This window comes from Magnetococcus marinus MC-1 (assembly GCF_000014865.1).
GTDB classification, from domain to species: domain Bacteria; phylum Pseudomonadota; class Magnetococcia; order Magnetococcales; family Magnetococcaceae; genus Magnetococcus; species Magnetococcus marinus.
In genome coordinates, this window is record NC_008576.1 from 3029922 (window position 1) to 3050252 (window position 20331).

10 protein-coding genes are annotated in these 20331 nt (G+C 52.6%); 3 read left to right on the top strand and 7 right to left on the bottom strand.

The window, feature by feature from the left end:
* The first annotated feature begins 2 nt into the window (after positions 1 to 2).
* Complete coding sequence (locus MMC1_RS12210; RefSeq protein WP_011714004.1) at positions 3 to 362, top strand: TraR/DksA family transcriptional regulator; 360 nt, start codon at positions 3 to 5, stop codon at positions 360 to 362.
* 136 nt (positions 363 to 498) lie between these two features.
* Here MMC1_RS12210 and selD read toward each other — a convergent pair whose 3' ends face one another.
* From selD to MMC1_RS12235, 5 genes are all read right to left on the bottom strand, one after another.
* On the bottom strand, positions 499 to 1554 hold the full coding sequence (gene selD, locus MMC1_RS12215) for a selenide, water dikinase SelD (RefSeq protein WP_011714005.1): 1056 nt from the start codon (positions 1552 to 1554) through the stop codon (positions 499 to 501).
* A complete protein-coding gene (gene mnmH / locus MMC1_RS12220) occupies positions 1551 to 2582 on the bottom strand; it encodes a tRNA 2-selenouridine(34) synthase MnmH (RefSeq protein ID WP_041641217.1) in 1032 nt (343 codons plus the stop codon). The genes selD and mnmH overlap by 4 nt, the downstream gene beginning before the upstream one ends.
* A 271-nt stretch (positions 2583 to 2853) precedes the next feature.
* The gene (locus MMC1_RS12225) at positions 2854 to 3816 is read right to left on the bottom strand and encodes a PilZ domain-containing protein (protein WP_011714008.1); all 963 of its coding nucleotides are present in this window, start codon (positions 3814 to 3816) and stop codon (positions 2854 to 2856) included.
* Positions 3817 to 3883: 67 nt separating this feature from the next.
* Positions 3884 to 4348, bottom strand: coding sequence for a gamma-glutamylcyclotransferase family protein (locus MMC1_RS20210; RefSeq protein ID WP_011714009.1), 465 nt, complete (start codon positions 4346 to 4348; stop codon positions 3884 to 3886).
* Between the two features lie 101 nt (positions 4349 to 4449).
* On the bottom strand, positions 4450 to 6219 hold the full coding sequence (locus MMC1_RS12235; protein ID WP_011714010.1) for a putative bifunctional diguanylate cyclase/phosphodiesterase: 1770 nt from the start codon (positions 6217 to 6219) through the stop codon (positions 4450 to 4452).
* A gap of 1582 nt (positions 6220 to 7801) precedes the next feature.
* On the opposite strand from MMC1_RS12235, the gene MMC1_RS12240 reads away from it, so the two are divergent.
* The gene (locus MMC1_RS12240; protein ID WP_011714011.1) at positions 7802 to 9826 is read left to right on the top strand and encodes a methyl-accepting chemotaxis protein; all 2025 of its coding nucleotides are present in this window, start codon (positions 7802 to 7804) and stop codon (positions 9824 to 9826) included.
* A gap of 209 nt (positions 9827 to 10035) precedes the next feature.
* Positions 10036 to 12399: a cache domain-containing protein gene (locus MMC1_RS12245; protein WP_011714012.1), complete on the top strand. Its 2364-nt coding sequence runs from the start codon at positions 10036 to 10038 to the stop codon at positions 12397 to 12399.
* 296 nt (positions 12400 to 12695) lie between these two features.
* On the opposite strand, the gene MMC1_RS12250 is transcribed toward MMC1_RS12245, so the two are convergent.
* Entirely contained in the window at positions 12696 to 14252 is a 1557-nt protein-coding gene (locus MMC1_RS12250) for a response regulator (protein WP_011714013.1), read from the bottom strand.
* A 64-nt stretch (positions 14253 to 14316) separates the two neighbouring features.
* The gene (locus tag MMC1_RS20215) at positions 14317 to 19683 is read right to left on the bottom strand and encodes a response regulator (protein ID WP_011714014.1); all 5367 of its coding nucleotides are present in this window, start codon (positions 19681 to 19683) and stop codon (positions 14317 to 14319) included.
* Between the last annotated feature and the right edge of the window lie 648 nt (positions 19684 to 20331).

The window sequence follows — 20331 nt, forward strand, 5'->3', positions numbered from 1 at the left end:
CCATGGAAGAGGCTATGGAAGAGGATAGAGAGCCCTATCAAGCCCAATTGTTGAGCCGGCGGGATGAATTGCTGGCCGATGCGGCCAGCGCCAGCGAAAGCCAACAGGCGGTTGAGCTAGACCAAACCCGCGTAGGTCGCCTATCCCGCATGGATGCCCTACAGATGCAGGCCATGGCAAAAGAGAGTGGCTTACGTCGCCAACAGGAGTTGCGCCGTATTGATGCCGCCTTGGTGCGCCTAACCGATGGCAGCTTTGGCGAGTGCTTGGTGTGCGGTGGACAGATTGCCCCCCAACGTCTGCAATGGGACCCTAGCGTGGCAACCTGTATTGGCTGTGCCAGTCGGGCGGAATCTCGTTAATGCCAGCGCTTATCCCCACCCTGACGGCGGCCCGCGCGGCCCCCCCCTTTGTGCCAATAAATTGTGCGACACGCCCCCGGATAGAGAGCTCGGACGTCCGACCCAGGCACAGCAGACGGCCCTAGGGCGCTCCCCCCTAAACCACCGTCACATAGGGATGATCCGGGGAGAAACCCTCGCGCGCGGTTAATTCACCCAAGGGGTGCAACGACAAGCCAGCGGCAGCGCTTACCTGCTGAAATGCCGCCATCCCTTCCTCCGTCACCGCCACCAACAGCCCACCGCTGGTCTGGGGATCGCACAATACCATCTGATCCCGCTCGCTGATGCTGCTTACCTTGTGCCCGTAGCTCTGCCAGTTGCGTTTGGTACCACCTGGGGTGCTCCCCTGATCGAGATAATAATCCAACCCCTCAATCAGCGGTACCGCGTGGCGCCGCACCACACCATTAACCCCACTGCCCTCGCACATCTCCACCAAATGACCCAACAGACCAAACCCGGTCACATCGGTCATGGCGGTTACACCGGGCAATTTACCCAGTGCCATACCCAGGGTATTGAGACGGGTCATGGAGTCTACCGCTGCGCTGGCATGTTCCGGTTTGAGAATGCCCCGTTTTTCGGCGGTGGTGAGAATGCCCACCCCCAAGGGTTTGGTCAAAAACAGTTGGCAGCCCGCTTGTGCGCTGTTATTGCGTTTTAGGTGCTCAATGGCCACCTGCCCGGTGACCGCCAAACCAAAAATGGGCTCAGAGATATCAATACTGTGCCCCCCAGCCAGGGCAATCCCCACTTGGGCACACACTGAACGCGCCCCTTCGAGCACCTTTTGCGCCACCTCGATGGGCAGTTTTTTCACGGGCCAACCCAAAATACCAATGGCCACCAAAGGCTGCCCCCCCATGGCGTAAACATCGCTAATGGCGTTGACCGAGGCAATTTGGCCAAACAAAAAGGGATCATTAACAATGGGCGTAAAAAAATCGGTGGTGCTAATCAATGCCTGACCATTGCCTATGTCATAGACAGCGGCATCGTCATTGCTGTCATTACCCACCAGCAACCGTGCATCGGGGGCTGCCGCAAAGGTTTGGGTACCATGGACAATGGCCGCCAGATCCTTGGGCGAGAGTTTGCAACCACAGCCGGAACCGGGGCTAAACTCGGTCAATTTAATGGGGGCATTCAAGATCTTATCTCCATAAGGCGCGGGGTAATCCGCTGTAACCACTCCGACCAACGCTGCGGGGCGGGCTGCAACGTGACCTCAACCACCTGCCCCGGTGTACGTCGCTCCAATCCATAGCGATACATTTTATCGTAATAATCCAAGAGTTGCTGCGTAACCTGGGCCATCTCCCCAGCCAGCAGCGCCTCACGCAGTTGGGCGGTATGCCGCGTACCAAGCCGCTTTTCAATTTTAAGTAACGAGGCCTCCAAGGCCTCCACCGCATGACCCGCATAAACCTGTTGCAGGTGCTCTACCCGCAAGGCGGTCTCTACCGACACCGCATAAACCGGCGCAAGGCGCATCTGCACAAACAGGGGCTCAGGCACCGTTACACATCCAATGGAGCGGCTCTCGTCCTCCACCCAGATGGTGCGGTTAGGATCCAGTTGATTAAAGCGGTCAAAAACCAGGTTCCAAAACTGTTCATTGCTGGGTTGGGCAGGCAGACCCACCCCACCAAAGGCAGAGCCGCGATGGTTCGCCAGCCCTTCCAGATCAATCACCTGCTCTCCAGCCATAGCCAACTGCTGAAGGATCTCCGTTTTGCCGCTGCCGGTCATGCCCCCCACCACGGCCAGCTTTAAGGGTTGCCCCAACGTGGTGAGCAGGTGATTGCGGTAAGCCTTGTAGCCCCCTTCTAATACCAAGCTTTCAAAACCCGCTTGGGCGAGCAACCAGCCCATGCTGCCACTGCGCTTACCCCCCCGCCAGCAATAGACCTTAATGCGTCCATGGGGGGCGATCTGGCGGGCCTGTTTGACAAAGCCAGCCATCTTGGGTCCTACCCGCTCCAGACCCAGACTAAAGGCTTGCTCTGGCCCCACCTGTTTGTAGGTGGTGCCCACCTCTGCCCGTTCGGCATCGGTAAACAGCGGCATGCTCAGCGCACCGGGCAGGTGGCCCTTGGCATACTCAGCAGGGGAGCGCACATCAATAATGGGCGTGGTATCCGCTGGATCCAAAAAGGTTTGAACATCAACAGCCATGCAATGAGTACCTACAGCGCCGCAGAAGGTGAAAAACTGTGGGATAGTGATACGCCCATTCTGCGCGGCTCACAAGTTATCAAGCTGCACAACTGGGCAAAAAACCGCATACAATGCCAGACAAGCCACGCCCATTCGGGGGCCGCCAAGGTTGGTCATGGTGTTTCCCGGCCCAGCAGCCACCAAGGCGCGCGGTTTAGCGGCGTAATTGGCTTATTGGCTCCTACCCCGCTGCCCAGAGCCTCGGCTCACCGGCCAAAAAAACAAACCTTTAGGAAAAATAGCCTTTTTTCGCTTTAAACAAGCCACGCAACGCGGCGGCTTTCCCGCTGGGCTCGCTGGCCGCTGGGGGTTTCGCTGCCTCTCGTTTAAGGCGCAGCCGACTTAGATATTCCCGCTGCACCAAGGCCGCGGCCTGCTCCACCTTTTGCACCAGTAGATTATCTTCCAGCTCAAACGCCATACCCACCACCGGTTGGTTAATGGATTTTCCTCCACGTCGAGGGATTTTCTCCATGCCCCGGTTACGTACGGTGCCCCACACCGTGATGGCGGGCAGTTTATCCACCTGTAGATCCATTTTTAGACGCGTGCCGACCTCAAAGCTATCAATCAGTTTGGCATTGCTCCAAGCCAAGCCCCCCACGCTTAGATTAACCAACTCCACCTTAGAGATTTTACGCCCCTTTTCCGCACTCACATTCAGGGTGGCGGCCACCCCATACTCCACACGGGCACGAAAATGGCGGCGCATGCGCTGTACCAGCAGTTGCTGGGGAAAATCCAGCACATAAACCGGCCCTTCCGGCTGGGTTTGCAGTGCCCGATAGCACACCGTCGCGGTGAAACTTTTGCGGTTTTCAAAAAACAGCAAGCGCACCTCCCGGCTGGCTTGCAGCTGCTCATTACCCACCTCAGGCTCCAGCGGACCAATCAACAAACGGGCATGTTTATCCAGATAGCTTAGGGGTTCATAGGGGCCATCGGTGGCAAACAGGTCGGCCTCATCCTGCGCCCCTGTTTCTCCCTGCTGGGGTGGCTCATCTCCCACCACCGGGGGCAGATAATCCATAAACTGAGAAAAAAAGATGCGGGGCTGGTCATTAACCTGTATCTCCACATGCTCTTCGGACATGAAAGCCTGTTTAATCAAGGCCTCGATACGCCTAGGCTGATCCACCACCTCGCTGGGCTCAAGCTCCAAACCTTCCTGATCCTCGTGTGTCTCGCTCATGCTCGCTACCTTGACCACAGATTAAAAAAAACCACCCATGCCAGCCCCCAGAGGGAGAGACAATGCCTCAGGACAGAGAAAGCCCCGCTGCCCTTTGCAAGGCGTCCAAGGGGAAATTAAAATCTATCATACCCTGGGTGATCTCGGCCAGATAGGCCGCATCAGGGGCTTGATAGGCCCCACCCCGCATACAATAAAACATCACCGGCAGGGGTTGGATGGGCTGTTCATAGAGGTGTGCCTCTACCGTTGTGTAGCGTTTATCATACAGGGAGGGAAACTCCTCATACAGATCCAACGCCTTCTCGCAACCGGGGGTAATGCGGTAGAGCCCCCCATAGACATGACAACCCGGGGCGGGCTGCACATCGGCCCAGTAGCGGAAACAGAGCTGCCAATCCTGCAACAGGCACCACCCCACCGGCTGGGCCGCACCACAGCGTTGCGCCATATGGGCGCGGTTAAGGTTACTGCCGTAGGCCAGATAGTAGAAGGTGCGCATCTTCAAATCGGCTAAGGCGATGCCCAGCATAAAGCCATGGCCGCGCCTGAAGGTTGAAGGATAGAGACCACAAAGGTGCAAACCCAACGGGATTAGCCAACGTGCACCGCATCTCTGCCAAAGGAGCCGCTCTAGTAGGTAAAATCTTTATCACGGGGCAACCCCTCCAGCAACAAACGGTCAAAGCGGGCGGGTTGCACCGGCTCACTAAACAGATAACCCTGCCCCCAAGGACAGGCATGTTTTAGCAGAAAATCCAGATGTTGGGGACGTTCAATACCCTCGGCCACAATGTCTAGGTTCAAACTTTTTGCCATAGAGAGGATGGCGCGGGTGAGGGAGGCACTGTTTTCATCCTGGTCCACATCCCGCACAAAGGCGCGATCTATTTTAAGAATATCAATCGGAAATTGCTTGAGATAGCTTAGGGACGAATAACCGGTGCCAAAATCGTCAATGGAGAGATGCACCCCCAATTTTTTTAATTGGAGCAGGGTTTCTGCCACTTTATGGTCATCTTCCATCAACAAGTGTTCCGTTAGCTCCAGATCCAACACCAGCTCTGGGGGGGCCTCTGCCATTAAACCTGCGATCAGCGGCACAAAATCAGGGGATTTAAACTGCCGCACCGAAACATTGACCGACAACCGAAACGCCCCCATTTGCCGAGCCCACAAGGCCCCTTGCACAAAGGCAGACTGCAACACCATGGTGCCAATCTCTTGGATGGCCCCAGAATCCTCGGCAATAGGGATAAAGTGTTCGGGGGACATCTCACCCAGTCGGGCGCTGGTCCAGCGCAACAGCGTTTCAGCCCCAATAATTTGACGCCGCTGTAGATCCACCAAGGGTTGATAGACCAAACTTAGCTCACCCTGCACCCGCGCCTGACGCAGGTGTGATTCAATCTCAATACGGGTGCGGGCCACTTGGTCCAGCTCAGCGGTGTAAAAGCGTAGGCAGTTGCGGCCATCCTCTTTGGCTTGATACATGGCCCGATCCCCATGGCTAAACAGAACTTCGGGCGTTAAACCATTATCGGGATAGAGGGTCAGACCGACACTGGCGGTCACCACCAGTTGGTGATCTTCATACGCCAGGGGTTGGCGTAGCACATCCAACATTTTTTCGGCAACCATCAATGCTTGGGCGGGCTCGTGCAACTGTTGCAGGATCGCCACAAACTTATCCCCCCCGGCTCTCGCCAGGGTATCTTCACTGCGGATGCACCCTTTTAAGCGCTGCGTTACCTGTTTGAGCAGGTCATCCCCCTGGCTATGCCCCACAAAATCATTGACCTGCTTAAAGCGATCTAGGTCCAGGCAAATCAACCCCACCCGTGCTCGGCCCCGTTGGGCACGAAAAATGGCCTGCCCCAAACGGTCCAGCATAATGGTGCGGTTGGGCAGCCCGGTAAGGGTATCAAAATTGGCTTGTTGAAGAATGGCCTCTTCATGATCCTTGCGAATATGGACATCACGGATTATTAAAACACCATAGCGCTGCCCTTGCAGGGTGACGCAGCGCAGGCTCACCTCGACCGGACACCGGGCATGATCTTGCAGGTCGAGGCTGCTCTCTATGTTGACAGGCCGGTCCTCGTCCGAAAGCCCTCCCTCTCCGTAAAGATCCCATATGCGCTGCACAAGGGCTTTGCCTAACCGTTTGGCCATCTCATGCTGGACATTTTCTGCTGGATTTAGGCTCAATTTTTGACGGGCCAAGCCATTGGCGTCCACAAACGGCAGGTTTGGCTGCATGCGCACCAAAAGGATCATATCGGGGGCTTGATCCAGCAGGGCACGAAACAGCTCCAATTGCTGTCGTGAGGCGCCCTCTACCTGGATCGCATCCAGGGATTGCGGCACACCTTGCTGGGTTTGGGCAGACCCCCTCTTCATGGGCAGACCTCTCAGACGCTTGCTGTTATGGTATTTCCTGGCCCATTTAGGGCCTTGCCGGATTATTTTACCGTTCAGATGTGTGTGTTTGGCACCCGTTAGCGGGCATCTCACACCCTGCCTCCACAAACGCGAGGGGGGCCGTTACTCAGGATTAAGCCTGTGCCAACGCTTGGGGGGGGGGCCTCAAAACACCGCCATCTCTTGATGGAGGATGCACCTTAAGCTGACCGGGGCAAGGTTATCTTACCTGGACAAACCACCCAAGTTCCGCGCTGGCTTGACCTAAGGCGTCTCTACGGCAAATTTGCGGTTTATCCCAAAACCACCAAGCCTACCTTAGCCCCGGTTTAAACCCAGGGGGATAGCGGCCACACTGAGTGACTTGCTGCCCTGCTTTGGCATATCATTTATATCTCTCTATACGGTTAGCTTCATAGAATAGAAATTCAGGCTATTTGTCCACTATAAAGAGACCAAACCCGCTGAGATTACCCTTGTTTAGTCTGAGACAACGCCTTTCTTACCCGCTTTATTTTAATCCCTAACGCAGAGACAGAACGCATACCCGAAGTGGGGATATGGCCCGTTTTTGCAGTCACCACCTATCGTCGAGCGTCCCTATTGAGTTCGTCAATCATTTTGCGGCAGCCGCCTGTGTTAATCCCCGTTCTAGCATCTGCTTAACGGCTTCAGCTCGAAACGCTGGTGCGCAAAATGGTTCCTTTGATTGATCATCCTCCCTCTCGCTCGCATAGCAAGCGGGAATATCTGCTTACATCAGGCTAAGTGTTCATACATAAGATCTGGGTAGTAAATTCCCATTTAGACTAATGCTATTCCATTTTCTAATACCTTGCATAACCCTATGACAGCCACGCATCTCGGAAGCCATCTAGAAAAATCTGGCTTTAAGAACCCCTCCTGTTATGACAATCACGCATACCAATAGGGCCTTCACCCCACTCATGTTAACGCATTGGGCGCGTTAACAACAAACACTCTTTAGGTGTTAGATGGCGCGTTTGCACACGCTTTCAGCACCTATTTCACATACCTTTGCCAAATTCATAAGCCACTCTTTTGGCGAAAAAAACACAAATTTCTTTCACGTAAAACCGTATTTACATGATTTTTTAAGATTTTTTAAAATAAGCCTATTGATCGCACCGACATATTTAGCCGATGAATGGTTGAACAATGAACGCTAAGGACTAGTATTCTGTTTTTTTGGTATTAGCCATAGTAATATTAAATTGACTTACTAATCCTATCATGGTACCTATGCATCACCTATATGACGCATGCAGCCCTACGGCGATTTAGCGCTGCGTGAAAATTTGAAACCATGGGGTGCCGTACACATCACCCTCATAACATAAAAATCCACCCTATTTCTTTAGGTTAATAAACACTCATAATGTGCAAGCATTTGACTTTAAAAGGGGTTATTTGTGTTGGGAAAGCACCTCCATGCAGAGGATAACAAGCGCAACTCAGCACCTCATCAGCAGAGCACAAAATTTCTGCCTTTTTTCTCTCTCAAGGGCTCATGTTCCATCTTTTTCAACAGGATCATGTCATGATCAAACTCAACTCTCTTGATAAAAAAATTATGCTTGGCGTTGGTTTGGTGGGATTTTTTGCCCTATTAAGCATGGGGGGCTTTGCCATTTATAAAATGGAGAAAGCTGTGCTGTTTGAAAATACAATGGGCGTCAACAAGCTTACCTCTGGTGTGATCAATGGGCTGGAGAGCATCATGCTCTCTGGCAACTCCGAGCTGGCAAGGGACCTAGCCCAAAGACTTAGTAAAATGGAGGATGTAAGGAGTTTCCGGATCTTACGCTTAGATGGTCAAGAAGCCTTTGTTGAGGGGCAAGAAGCCCCAGAAGATGCCGAGACGGGCTGGGTGGGATTTCGACATTTTGATGCGACCAAAGTGAGTCCTCTTTTTGCGTCGGCCGTTGAAAACAAACAAGAGGTTAGCTTTGATCACACCGATGCCGATGGGGGCCGGCAACGGAGTTATCTCGTGCCCATCCTAAATAAGGAGCCCTGCCAGGCTTGCCATGGAGACCAGCACGATGTGCGTGGCGTCTTAAAGATCACCGTCTCTACGGAAGAGATGATCAGTAATATTTCGCAAACTCGATTAGATCTCGCTCTTATGCTTACTATAAGTATTATTTTATTTTTAGTATTACTTAAATATATCCTTAAATTTTTAATTATTAACCCCGTTAATACCGTCAAAGCAAAAATGCGCGATTTTGCTGAGGGTGAAAACCCCGACCTTACGCAAAAACTCGACTTCACCTCCAATGATGAGATTGGAGAACTGGTTTACTGGTTTAATCAATTTCTTGGGGTGATCAGTGAAATTGTTGAAAATGTCAAAGGCAGTGCGGTCACTCTTGATCAGCTTGCGTTGATATTAAATCAAGCATCCGAACATATGAGTGCGGGGATTGATAGTGTGCAAACGCAAACGATCTCCTCAACCGGTCTCACAGAAACCATGCGCGTACAGATGGAAGATGTATCCAGAGCGACGATGGGTATTGTTGCCCTGCTCGAATCCAGCGTGGAACGCGTGACAGATGTCAATCAAAGCATGGTGACAATCGCGGCGGCGGCTGAGGAGGCCAATACAAACCTACGGCATGTTGCAGACAGTTCAGACTCCATGAGCCAAAACATGTCACAGATTAAAGAGGCGGCCAACCGGAGCAATGAAAATTTCGATATTATCGCCTCTTCCGTCACCTCCTTAGGGGACTCTTTTCAAAAAGTACGATCCCGTTGTAAAAACGCCCTTCATGACGCCGGTCAAGCCGTTGAACTCTCACTAGAGACCTCTCAACTGGTTCAGCATCTTGAAGAAGCGACAGAGACCATCAGCAGAACAGTCGGGGAAATTCGTCAAATTGCGGATCAAACCAATATGCTGGCATTGAATGCATCCATTGAAGCTGCGGGAGCGGGTCAAGCAGGACTCGGGTTTGCTGTGGTTGCAAATGAAGTAAAACAACTGGCTAGCCGCACGGCTCAAGCCACCGTTAGCATTACAAAGGACACCAAAAGCATTCAGGAAAGAACAAAAAAGGCGATCCAAGCGACAGAACGGGTCGCAGAGATGATCCAAGCGTTGGGTGACAGCAATCGTAAAATCACCGACTCAGTTGATGAGCAAAACCAAGCTCTCGACGAAATTAGCCTTGCCATCTCGCAATCTGCCAAAGAGACCATCGCGGTTACGAACAGCATCAATGCCACCTCCGAGGGTATTTCAGAAACCGCAAGGAATGTGAATGAAATTTCATATGGGATGGATGAGGTAACACGCAGCGTGGCCATTATAAGCTCTCATGTCAATGACTTAGCTAACGCCGTCAAGAATGGCGCAAGGCAAGGAAAAGATTCCATTGGAACCGTCATGGAAGTGGCAAAATCCTCTCAGATGATTGTGGAAGCGATGGAGGCAGGCATGCAATCCGCTGAGGGTATCCAAGTACTTAGTAACTCAGTACGCCAACATGCCAAAACCCTCTCTGACCTTGGCAAAACACTGAACAATCAGTTAGCCCGCTTTATTTGTGGTTAAAGTGAAACAATCAACCCTTACGAAAAATCGTCTCCACCATAGGATGAATGGCGGATAAATAAACAGGGGCGAAGTAAAACGGATCGCTTTAAACATAACAATCGACAGGGATGGATGTTAAATATTTTTAAAAACAGTAAAAAATATTAATGGGGTTCAATCACGTTCGTCTGGGGTTTCAGGATTGCTTTTAGCTTGTGGGGAGTGCCATGTCTGCTCTGTTTTTAAAGCTCAATATACGCACACGCATCTGGTTATTGATCGTGTTGGCGGTGGTTATCTTTTGGCTGAGTGGTCTAACCTTTTTGTTGGATCAAGACAAAGCCTTAATGCACTCCAGACAGCAGAAAACGCAGCAGTTGGTCGAAACCGCCCATAGTGTGTTGGTGGATTTTTACCAAAAGGTGCAGGATGGCAAAATAACCGAAGAGGCCGCTAAAAAACACGCTATAGAAGTGTTAAAAGGTTTGCGTTATAACAAAAACGACTATTTCTGGGTTAACGATTATCACGCCGTGATGGTGATGCACCCCATCAAACCCGCCTTGGATGGAAAGGATCTTGCCAATTTTGAAGATAAGGGGGGCAAGAAAATCTTCACCGAATTTGCCAAGGTCGCCAAAGAGCAGGGTGAAGGTTTTGTGGAGTATCTATGGCCAAAGCCAAACTTTGAAGCACCGGTGGAGAAGCTCTCTTTTGTTAAAGGGTTTAAACCTTGGGGCTGGGTGGTTGGCTCGGGCATCTATATTGATGATGTGCGGGCGGCCTTTTGGCATAATGCCTGGGCATTGACCCTGCGTTTTCTGTTTGTGACGGTGATTTTGGTGGGGTTGGCGTCGCTGGTGGCGCGTAGCATTACCAAACCCTTGGGGCTGCTGTTTGAGGGGATTCAAGACGCCGTCTCGGGTAAGTTGCTCCAGCGTATTCCTATCCCCGTTGTCAAAGATGATGTGTTGGAGTTGGGTGAAAAAATTAATGCCATGACCGATGGATTGGCCCATAACGTCTGGAGCAGCACCCTGCACTCCGAGAGTATTCGCTCCTGCGTGACCGAGTTTGGTGAGGTGTTGGAGAGTTTAACCAAAGATACCAGCGATGCTAAACTCATCGGCTCTAACGTCAAACGCGAGCAAGAAAACCTTAACCAAGAGATGACAGCGATTCACCATGCGGTGACCCTAGCAACGGATAACTTGGATCGCATAGGCCAGTCGTCAGAAAATCTTTCCAGCATGATTCAGGGTATGGCGGATGCCTCCATGGAGACCTCCGCCGCCGTTAACACCGTGGCTTCTGCGGCCGAGGAGATGACCGCCAACGTCACTCAAGTCAACGGTAACTTGGCGCAGGTGAGCCATGAGGTCGGTTCGGTTTCGGGCTCCATTGCGGATATGGCCGAGGCGTTGGATGAGATCTATCGGCGCTGCTATCGTGCCAACCAGCGCTCGGGGCAGGCTACAGAGCAGGCCAATAACACCCTAAAGGTGACCGAGCAGCTCTCCCATTCGGCGGTGGAGATTGGACGCGCCATTGAGGTGATTAATAATATTGCCGAACAAACCAATATGTTGGCCCTTAATGCCTCCATTGAGGCCGCTGGGGCAGGCGAGGCGGGTAAGGGCTTTGCGGTGGTGGCCAACGAGGTTAAAGAGTTGGCCAGTCAAACCGCCGAAGCCACCCAGATGATCGCCAACCAGGTGCAGGAGATCCAGGATCATACCCGCCAAGCTACGCGAGCTGTGGATGGTATTACGGAGATGATTAAGGATCTCAACAACTCCAACAGTGAGATCAGTGATCTAGTGGAGGAGCGTAAACTGTCGGTGCAGGAGATCAATCTCTCCATCCGACATGTTTCCGAGGCAGCCCAGGCGGTTACGTTAAATGCCCAGGAGTTGGGGCAGGCCATTAGTGAAATTGCGCAAGCCGCCGCCGCCGCCGCTTCGCAGACCGATAGCATGGTTGATGCCACCAACCGTAGCATGGAGGCCGCGACAGCGACGGTGCAGCAAGGCCACGATGCCCGTGGGGCCATGGAGAAGATTCAGCTCTCCACCGATCAAGCAGAAACCTATTCCAGCCGGGTGGATGATGAAGCCAAGGCGCTGTTTCAATTGGTCTCTTATCTGGAAGGCTCGACCAACTATTTCCACAGTCTGCTCCAGGTGATCCAGAGTACCGCCAAGGATATGGGCAAACGGGAAGCGATGCAGGCTGGGGAACCCCCGTTTGATATCTTTATGATTAAATCGGCCCATTTGGCGTGGCTTAACCGGTTGGAAAAAATGATGCGGGGCCGGGTGCAGCTAAAGCCCGAAGAGGTCGCCAGCGAGCGTCAGTGTGCGTTTGGTAAATGGTACTACAGTGAGGGCACGGCCAAATTTGGCGAGAACCCCATTTTTCAATCCATTGAGCCAGAGCATATGAAAGTCCACCAAATGGCCCGCGAGGTGGCCGAGATGGTGGCGCGGGGCGAGGTGGAGAATGTGCGGGCATTGATCGAAAAGTTTGATGTGACCAAGGATATTCTGTTTGCACGGCTGGATGCGCTCTACTTGAGCCAATGGAAATAGCTTGCACCCGTTAACAGTGCGGTGAGGGTAATGGGGTCGAGAGGCCGGTTAAGTGGGCCATTCCCCCCTAGAGCAGAATGGTTCTTAAAAATAACATTGTCTCGTCATGTGTTAAGAGGCTCCTATAAAAAAGCCTCAAGGCCCTAATTTAATAAGGCATTCAGTACGCACGATCTCTAGCAGGGGGCGATGATTGCGCATATTCATCTCATCCTTCCCCCCATAACGCACATTTTATGTCAAACCGGCACCCCGTAGGATTCTTGCGCCCCGCGCCTGCGCCCGTTTGTTTGGGCTTAACAACCCTGGCTGCGCGCCTGTATGATGTTGTTGATCTCCTCCATGAGCCGTCTTTTTTGGATGGGCTTAGAGAGAAATTGAGTACACCCCGCCGCTTTGGCCTCCGCCACAGCATCGGCCATGGCATGGGCGGTCAGGGCAACGATGGGCAGGGTCGCCCGCCCCTCCTCCTGCTCCCAACAGCGGATTTGTCGGGTGGCTGCATAACCATCCATGACAGGCATCTGCACATCCATCAAAATAAGATCAAACGCTCCCTGCCGGTAGCAGGTCAGCGCCTCTTGTCCGTCCCTGGCAAAGGTAAGTTCATGACCGCTCTCTTTAAAATAGTGTTTCAATAAAAGCGCATTGTCTTCGGCATCCTCCGCAACCAAAATCGACAACCGCGGCAATGCCTGCATGGTAGCAGGGTCCGGTTCGGCCTTTACAACCGGTTGCTGTTGAGGCTGCGACACCTGCTCAAAAGGAATCACCACCGTAAAGGTAGTGCCCTGCCCTTGCTGGCTCTGCAAACGCAACGTACCGTGCATGAGCTCTACCAACTGACGGGTAATATGCAAACCCAAACCCAGCCCGCCATAGCGCCGTGTTAGGGAGACATCCGATTGGCTAAAGGCATCAAAAATACGTGCTTGGTCCCCCGCGCCAATGCCAATCCCGGTATCCCGCACCACAAAACAGACCCCCTTAGGATGCGTCTCTAACAGCATGGAGACCGAACCCTCATGGGTAAATTTCACCCCATTACCACATAGGTTCAACAATACCTGGGTTATACGGTGCCGATCCCCCACCAACTGCTCAGCAAGCCCGCTCTGACAGGTTATGTTAAAGCCAATCCCCTTGGCGCTGGCCTGCGCACCCACCACGGCTTGCACCACCGCCACCACGTCCGCCAAATAAAAAGGTGCGAGCGTCAGCGTAAAGGCGCCTCGCTCCATATCACACACATCCAAAACATCATCAAGCAGGATAAGCAAATCCTCACCAGCACGCTTTTGGGTCGCCACATACTCCTGCTGTTTGTCGGTTAATTGCGTGAGCGTCAGCAGCTCGTTCATACCCATAATGGCATTCATCGGCGTGCGTATCTCGTGACTGACCATGGCTAAAAAGGCGTTTTTGGCCTGATTAGCGGCCTCGGCCCGCTCCTTTTGCAGGCGCATTTTTGATTCATTAATGGCGGTCAGATGGATCTTAATGCGTGCCTTAACAATCGGCGGGCTGATGGGTTTGGCAATATAGTCCACCGCCCCCAGCTCCAGCCCATACGCTTCATCCTCCACCGAGCTCTTAACCGTTAAAAAAATCACCGGAATATCACAGGTCTGTGGATCCGCCTTTAAACGGCGGCACACCTCGTAGCCATCCATCTCCGGCATCACAATATCCAACAAAATTAAGTCTGGCCTAGGCTCGCTTTGTACCAGTGCCAACGCCCGCTCACCATTTTTTGCCACACATAGGGCGTGATCTCCATTAAGAATGGCAACCAGATGGTCAATGGTGGCCCGCTCATCATCCACCACCAATATTTTATCTTTTCTGGTCATCACCCTCTCCTATGCGCATGGTAGCAACCACGCAGAGCAGCCCCTGCAAGGCAAGCCTTCCCGCCTATTTTAAAATAGCGGCGTCCAAATGTTTAGAGGCCGCCTCAAACTCATAATCCTGCAATAAATGTTTCACTTGATCCAAATCTTTTTTAAACCGCTCCTCCAGCACCCCCCCTTGCAGCTCTTCCGCACGCTCTACCGCATCGGTCTGCCCGCCATCAATGAGCCTTTTGAGCTCGACCAATTTCTCCAGCATCTCCCCCCTATCCAACAGCGCACCTTGGGCTTGGGAGGGCGATTCAACCGCAGCCCCCCCCAGCGTTTGCAGACGTTCCAGCACCGCCTCCATCTCTTCTGCCAACAGCGGGTACAAGCGGCTAATGGCTAAAGGGCGAGCCTGTTCCCCATGTCGCTCCATACGTTTTGCCAAAGCATATAACTTCATGGCACCCATGCCTCCGGCCACTCCCGCCAACCTATGGGCTAGCGCCGCCACCTCGGCCATGGCACCCCGAGCTATCATGGCCCCTAATAGCTCCAGATCACGAGCATGATCTTCCACAAACAGCTGCAACAAACGCCTGAGCAACACCCGGTTACCTGCCCCTTGGGCCAACGCCCAGCGCAAATAAAAGTGGCGATCCTCTTGGGGCAATACCACCGCATCGGCATCCGCCCCGCCCTCTGTCGTGCCAGCGCATTGATCCCGCAGGGCGTGCTGTAGCGTTGCCATAAGGGTTAACCCCTCCACCGGCACCAACAGCCAATCATCCGCCCACACCGGACGCTCAACCGTGGCATGGCCCTCATGCTCAACCAAAACGGTATAACAACGGGGCAGAGGGGAAGAAGAAAGGCTTTCATAACCCTGACGGTCTACCAACACCACCTCTGGCTGCCAACGGTTAAGATCTTCACGGCCAGTCGCAAGCTGCTCGACCAGAGCGCCACTTTGCTGCAACATCTGCTCAATTTCATCCCCTAGGCTGCCACCGCCCAAGGCCATAAGAATCCGTCTACCCATCAGCACAGGAGCCCGTCCACTGCGGGCTGCATCATGGCTTGCCCTCCCCCTTTGCTGCGGCCCTAACCACTGGGTGATTTTGGCAAACAGCAACGGTGGATCAATCGGCTTACCCAGATGGTCGTTCATCCCCCCATCCAAACATTTTTGCCGATCATCGGCCATGGCGTGGGCCGTCATCGCAATAATTGGGATATGTTGCCAACGGGGATCGGCGCGGATCGCTTGAGTGGCAGAAAAGCCATCCATCACCGGCATCTGGATATCCATAAAGATGAGATCCACAGACGCTTCTTGCAACAGATCCAAGGCATGCTGCCCATGATCCGCCGTAATAACCTGTAGTTTGGCCAACGAGAGCATCTCACGCGCCAACGCTTGATTGATGGGGTGGTCCTCCACCAACAGCACCCGATAACCTGACAGGTCTGGGACCGTATACCCCCACCCAGCATCCCCAGAAGGGGCTTCTTGCGGGGCGCCATGCAAACCGATCATGATGGCACCGAATAAATTTGCAGGGGTTGTGGGTTTCTCCAAAAAGCCCGCAAAGCCCGGCTCGGAGACCGCTGTGTGGCTATCTTCTTGACCATATGCGGCGGCCATAATCATGACTGGCGTTCTTTGCGCGCGAACCCCTTGCAAGTGCCGTATCTGCTCGCTAGCCTGAAGGCCATCCATCTGTGGCATATGCCAATCCATCAAGATCAAATCGTAGGGCTGCCCCTGTTGCAGAGCACTCTCCACCAGCGCCACACCCGTCGGCCCCTCCGCAGCCAGATCCACCCAATAGCCAAAGGATTTCAACATACGCTGCAAAACCTCGCGCACGGTCTGGTTATCGTCCACCACCAATACCCGCAGGTTCAAAGAGGTTTGATCAACCCTTTCAAGCGCCGGCGCCTGGTGGATTGGCAGAGAGACCGTAAAGTAAAAACGGCTCCCTTCAGACAACCTGCTCTCGACCTGTAAGTGGCCCCCCATCATCTTGACCAAGTTTTGGCAGATACTCAAACCCAGCCCCGTGCCCCCATAGCGACGGGTCATGGAGTCATCCCCTTGTTGAAATGGGGTAAAAAGTCGCTGAAGTTGGGCATCCTCCATGCCAATACCGCTATCACGTACCTCGAAGTACAGGGTGACACGCCCGTCAAACACCCCTTGCAGTTTGACCGAGAGCACCACCTCGCCCTGTTCGGTAAATTTAACGGCATTGTTGACCAAATTGGTCAATATCTGGCTAATACGCAGCGGATCACCCACCACAGTTTGCGGCACCTGAGGCTCTAAGTCGATAACCAGCTCTACATTTTTATCCTGCGCTTTCAAGCCTTGTAGTCGCATTACACGACTTATAAGCTCATCTAGTTTAAAGGGGATATCCTCAAAATGAAGTTTACCCGCCTCAATTTTAGAGACATCCAAAATATCATTAATAATGCCCAACAAGGTATCGGCTGCCACCTGAATATGGCCCAAATAGTCCCGTAATTTCGGCTCGACCGTCATCCGTTGCGCCAAATGACACATGCCGACAATGGCGTTTATGGGGGTACGGATTTCATGGCTCATATTGGCTAAAAAGCTGCTTTTGGCACGGTTGGCTAAATCGGCACTCTCTTTGGCATGCGCCAGCCGCTCTTGATCCTCCTTCATCTGGCTAATATCTTCTTTAATGCCAAGATAGTGAGTGATCTGGCCATCGGCGGAACGCACCGCCGAAATAGAGACCCGCTCCCACACCAGCCCGCCGCTTTTGGTGCGGTTAAGAAACTCCCCACTCCACTCCCCACCGGCTGTAATCTGTTGCCAGAGCGCCTGATACTCCGCGCCACTGGTGTGGTCCGACGGGATCAACCCATTGGTGCGGCCAAGCACCTCATCCTCCGCAAAACCGCTGTTGTGACAGAAGGTTGGGTTAACATACTCAACACGCCCCTCCAGGTCGGTAATCACCACCGAAACCGGGGTTTGCTCCACCGCCCGGTACAACTTGGAAAGCTCTTCTTCAACCCGTTTACGCTGTTCAATCTCCTGGCTCAAACGCCGGTTCCAAACCAGCACCACCCCCAACACCACCGCCGCCAACAGCAATAATGTACCCACCACCTTCCATAAATAGATCCAATCCATGGCTGTCTGCGTGCGCGGACGCATCCAACTTTGCACAATCACGCGCTTTTCAGCGGGAGGGACTGCCTGCATGACCTTATTGATAATACTCACCAACTCTGGCCAATCTGGCCGTACGCCAAAAGAGAGCTGGAGCTGCAAATCGGTGGGGGTCACCACTTGTAAGCTATCCAACGCCAACCGCTCGGTGGCAACACGAACGGCAGGAATGGTATCCAAATGCGCCGTCACCTCGCCTTGGGCAAGGGCTTGCAAGGCCTGCTCGGTAGTGGCCATATTACGCCACATGACCCATGGGTAACGTTTGGCAAGGGCGTAGGTATCCACCACCCCCTGCACCACCGAAATGGTCCGCCCTTTTAGATCTTCAATCCCCTCCACCAAGGGGCTAGCCCGGCGCATCATCATGACCAAAGGCAAGCGTAAATAGCTGCTGGTGGGCAACATACCCGTGCTTTTGGCGCTTTGTGGGGTAAGTGTCGTCAATACATCCAGTGTATCTTTTATCCGTACCCATTCGCTATCGTCTCGGATATGTTGCATCTTCATCGTTACCGTAAGATAACGATCCAGCAGCGCGACATAATCGGCCGCGATACCCTGTTGAAACCCAGCTCGGTCTTGATAGTCATAGGGGGCCCAGTTTTCCCGCACCCCCAAACGCACTTGGGGGTGCTCTGACAACCAGCGCTGCTCACCCTTGGTCAAGGGCAATTCCAACGGTGCCTGCACACTGCCCTTAACCCACTTGGCGGCCATCTCGCGTTTTTGTGCCATGGTGATCTGGGATAAGCCCTTTTGTAAAACATCCCGCAATATAGGCCAATCTTTACGAACACCGATGGCATTGTCTGATCGGCTTAATCTGACGATCCCCATCTCTTGCACATTACTAATAATCTCTTGGTCAATAATGTAGGTGGCCACAGCCCGGTTTCCCACATACGCATAGGCATCCCCTTTGGAGACCGCATAGAGTGCCTCGCGGGTATCACGACGCTCCAATATTTTGATGGAGGGAAAAGTGTGCCTGAGTAAATCTGCGACAAAAAAGTGCTTTTCCACCACCACGGTTTTACCCTGAAGACTTTTTAAACCTGTGGCATAGGGTGCGTCACTACGGGCAAAAATGGCGTGGGGAATGGTCATGTAGGGTGCGGTAAACTCAAAAAAAGGACGACGGGCTTCGGTCGGGGTGATCCCCATCAAACCATCCAATTTTTTGTCGATGACCTGTTGATACAGAGTAGGCCAGGTATCGGAAACAATCTCTAAAACCCCGCCCCCCAACATCTCATCCAACAGATGCACCGTATCGGTACCAATACCTTGTGGGCGACCTTGGGCATCGGCAAAATCAATAGGGGGCCAGCCACGCATTACACCGATACGTATTTTGGGGTGATTGCTTAACCACGCCTGCTCATGGGGGGCCAGTTGCAGCTTGACCGGAATTTTCGCCACGGGAGCTGGATGCAACTGGTTTTGTACCGGCAACCAACGGTCAAACAGGGCAATTTTCTGTTTTTCCGTCATGCTGGCCAGCCCCTTTTCTAAAATACTCACCAGCAGAGGCCAATCCTTGCGCACCCCAAAACGTTGACCATATTGCAGCCCCCCGTACGGGGCCACCACTTTTAGGTTGCTCAAGCCTTTTTGCCGAGCCGTATAGTCGCTCACCCCAATCGCCCCTACAAAGGCATCCGCCTGCCCAACAGAAACGGCCAATAGCCCTTGGGCAACACTCTCCACCATATAGGGTATACTCTCGGGGTGTTCCTGCAGGAGCTTGGCAGAGGTTGCATAATCACGCACCAAGGCCACCCGTTTGCCGACCAAATCGGCTGCGCTGCTCATGCTGCTATCATCATTACGCGCCATTACAACCAGGGGGGTGGGCAGATAGATCTGAGTGTATTGAAGAAAACGATCTCGCTCAGGCGTTTGTACAAGGGAGGCCACAAGATCCAGATGACGCGCCTTGGCCCCTGCCAAAATCTCTGACCAACTTAAACCGGCAACCGTTTCAAACACCAAGCCAGTCTCTGCTGCAAGCGCTTGCAGCATCTCAGGGACAATACCCTGATAACGGCCATCCTCTATAAAACTGTAGGGGGCAAACGCCGGATCCATGCCCACACGTACCACGGGGTGTTCCGCCAACCAAGCCCGCTCGGCCTCGTTTAGCATAACACCCTCAGCAGCGGTGGCCGTGCCCAGCAAAGCCAACCATAACCACAGACTCGCCCAGATCATCCAACGGTGAGACATGTTTCACCCCTTCAGCACAACAGGCACCGCATGCCTTGGCTGCTTAGCCGGCACCAGAGATCTTATCTGTTACTGTAACGGCTACGGAATAATGTTTGGAGTTTTTTCCTTCGCCACACTAAAAAAATCATCATCAACCGTCACCCGCCGCTTAAAAAGTGGCCTTGGCCATTTTCCCAGCAGCCCCATTTTTTACACTAATTTTATGTTTTAAAAGACGTACGCACAGACTTTTCCACAAAACTGGATATTTTACTATTTTAAAATGTTATTCATTCAACCCTAAGAGAGGCCCTTTTTCTCCGCAACAAAAGCGCATGATCACTTTAAAAACAGCACCCTCCAGTCAAATAAAAGAAGCCGCTTATATAACTATTTACCAATAATTGCAGCCACAAATACACGGCATTCATCACAGGCTTATCTTACACTTAAATATATATACACTATATCTTGTCAACACATCAATTTTGTTAGGATTAAATTTTTTAATAACATTGCAGGTTGTGTTCTTTTTGGTATGATAACATCATCATTATACAGTTAATCGTATACCGGCATGAATAGCGGGTATTTCGTATTAAAGGTTAACTCCCGTTAATACCCTCGATTAACCCAACAACCGCCTCATCTTTGTCACTTGCGAGG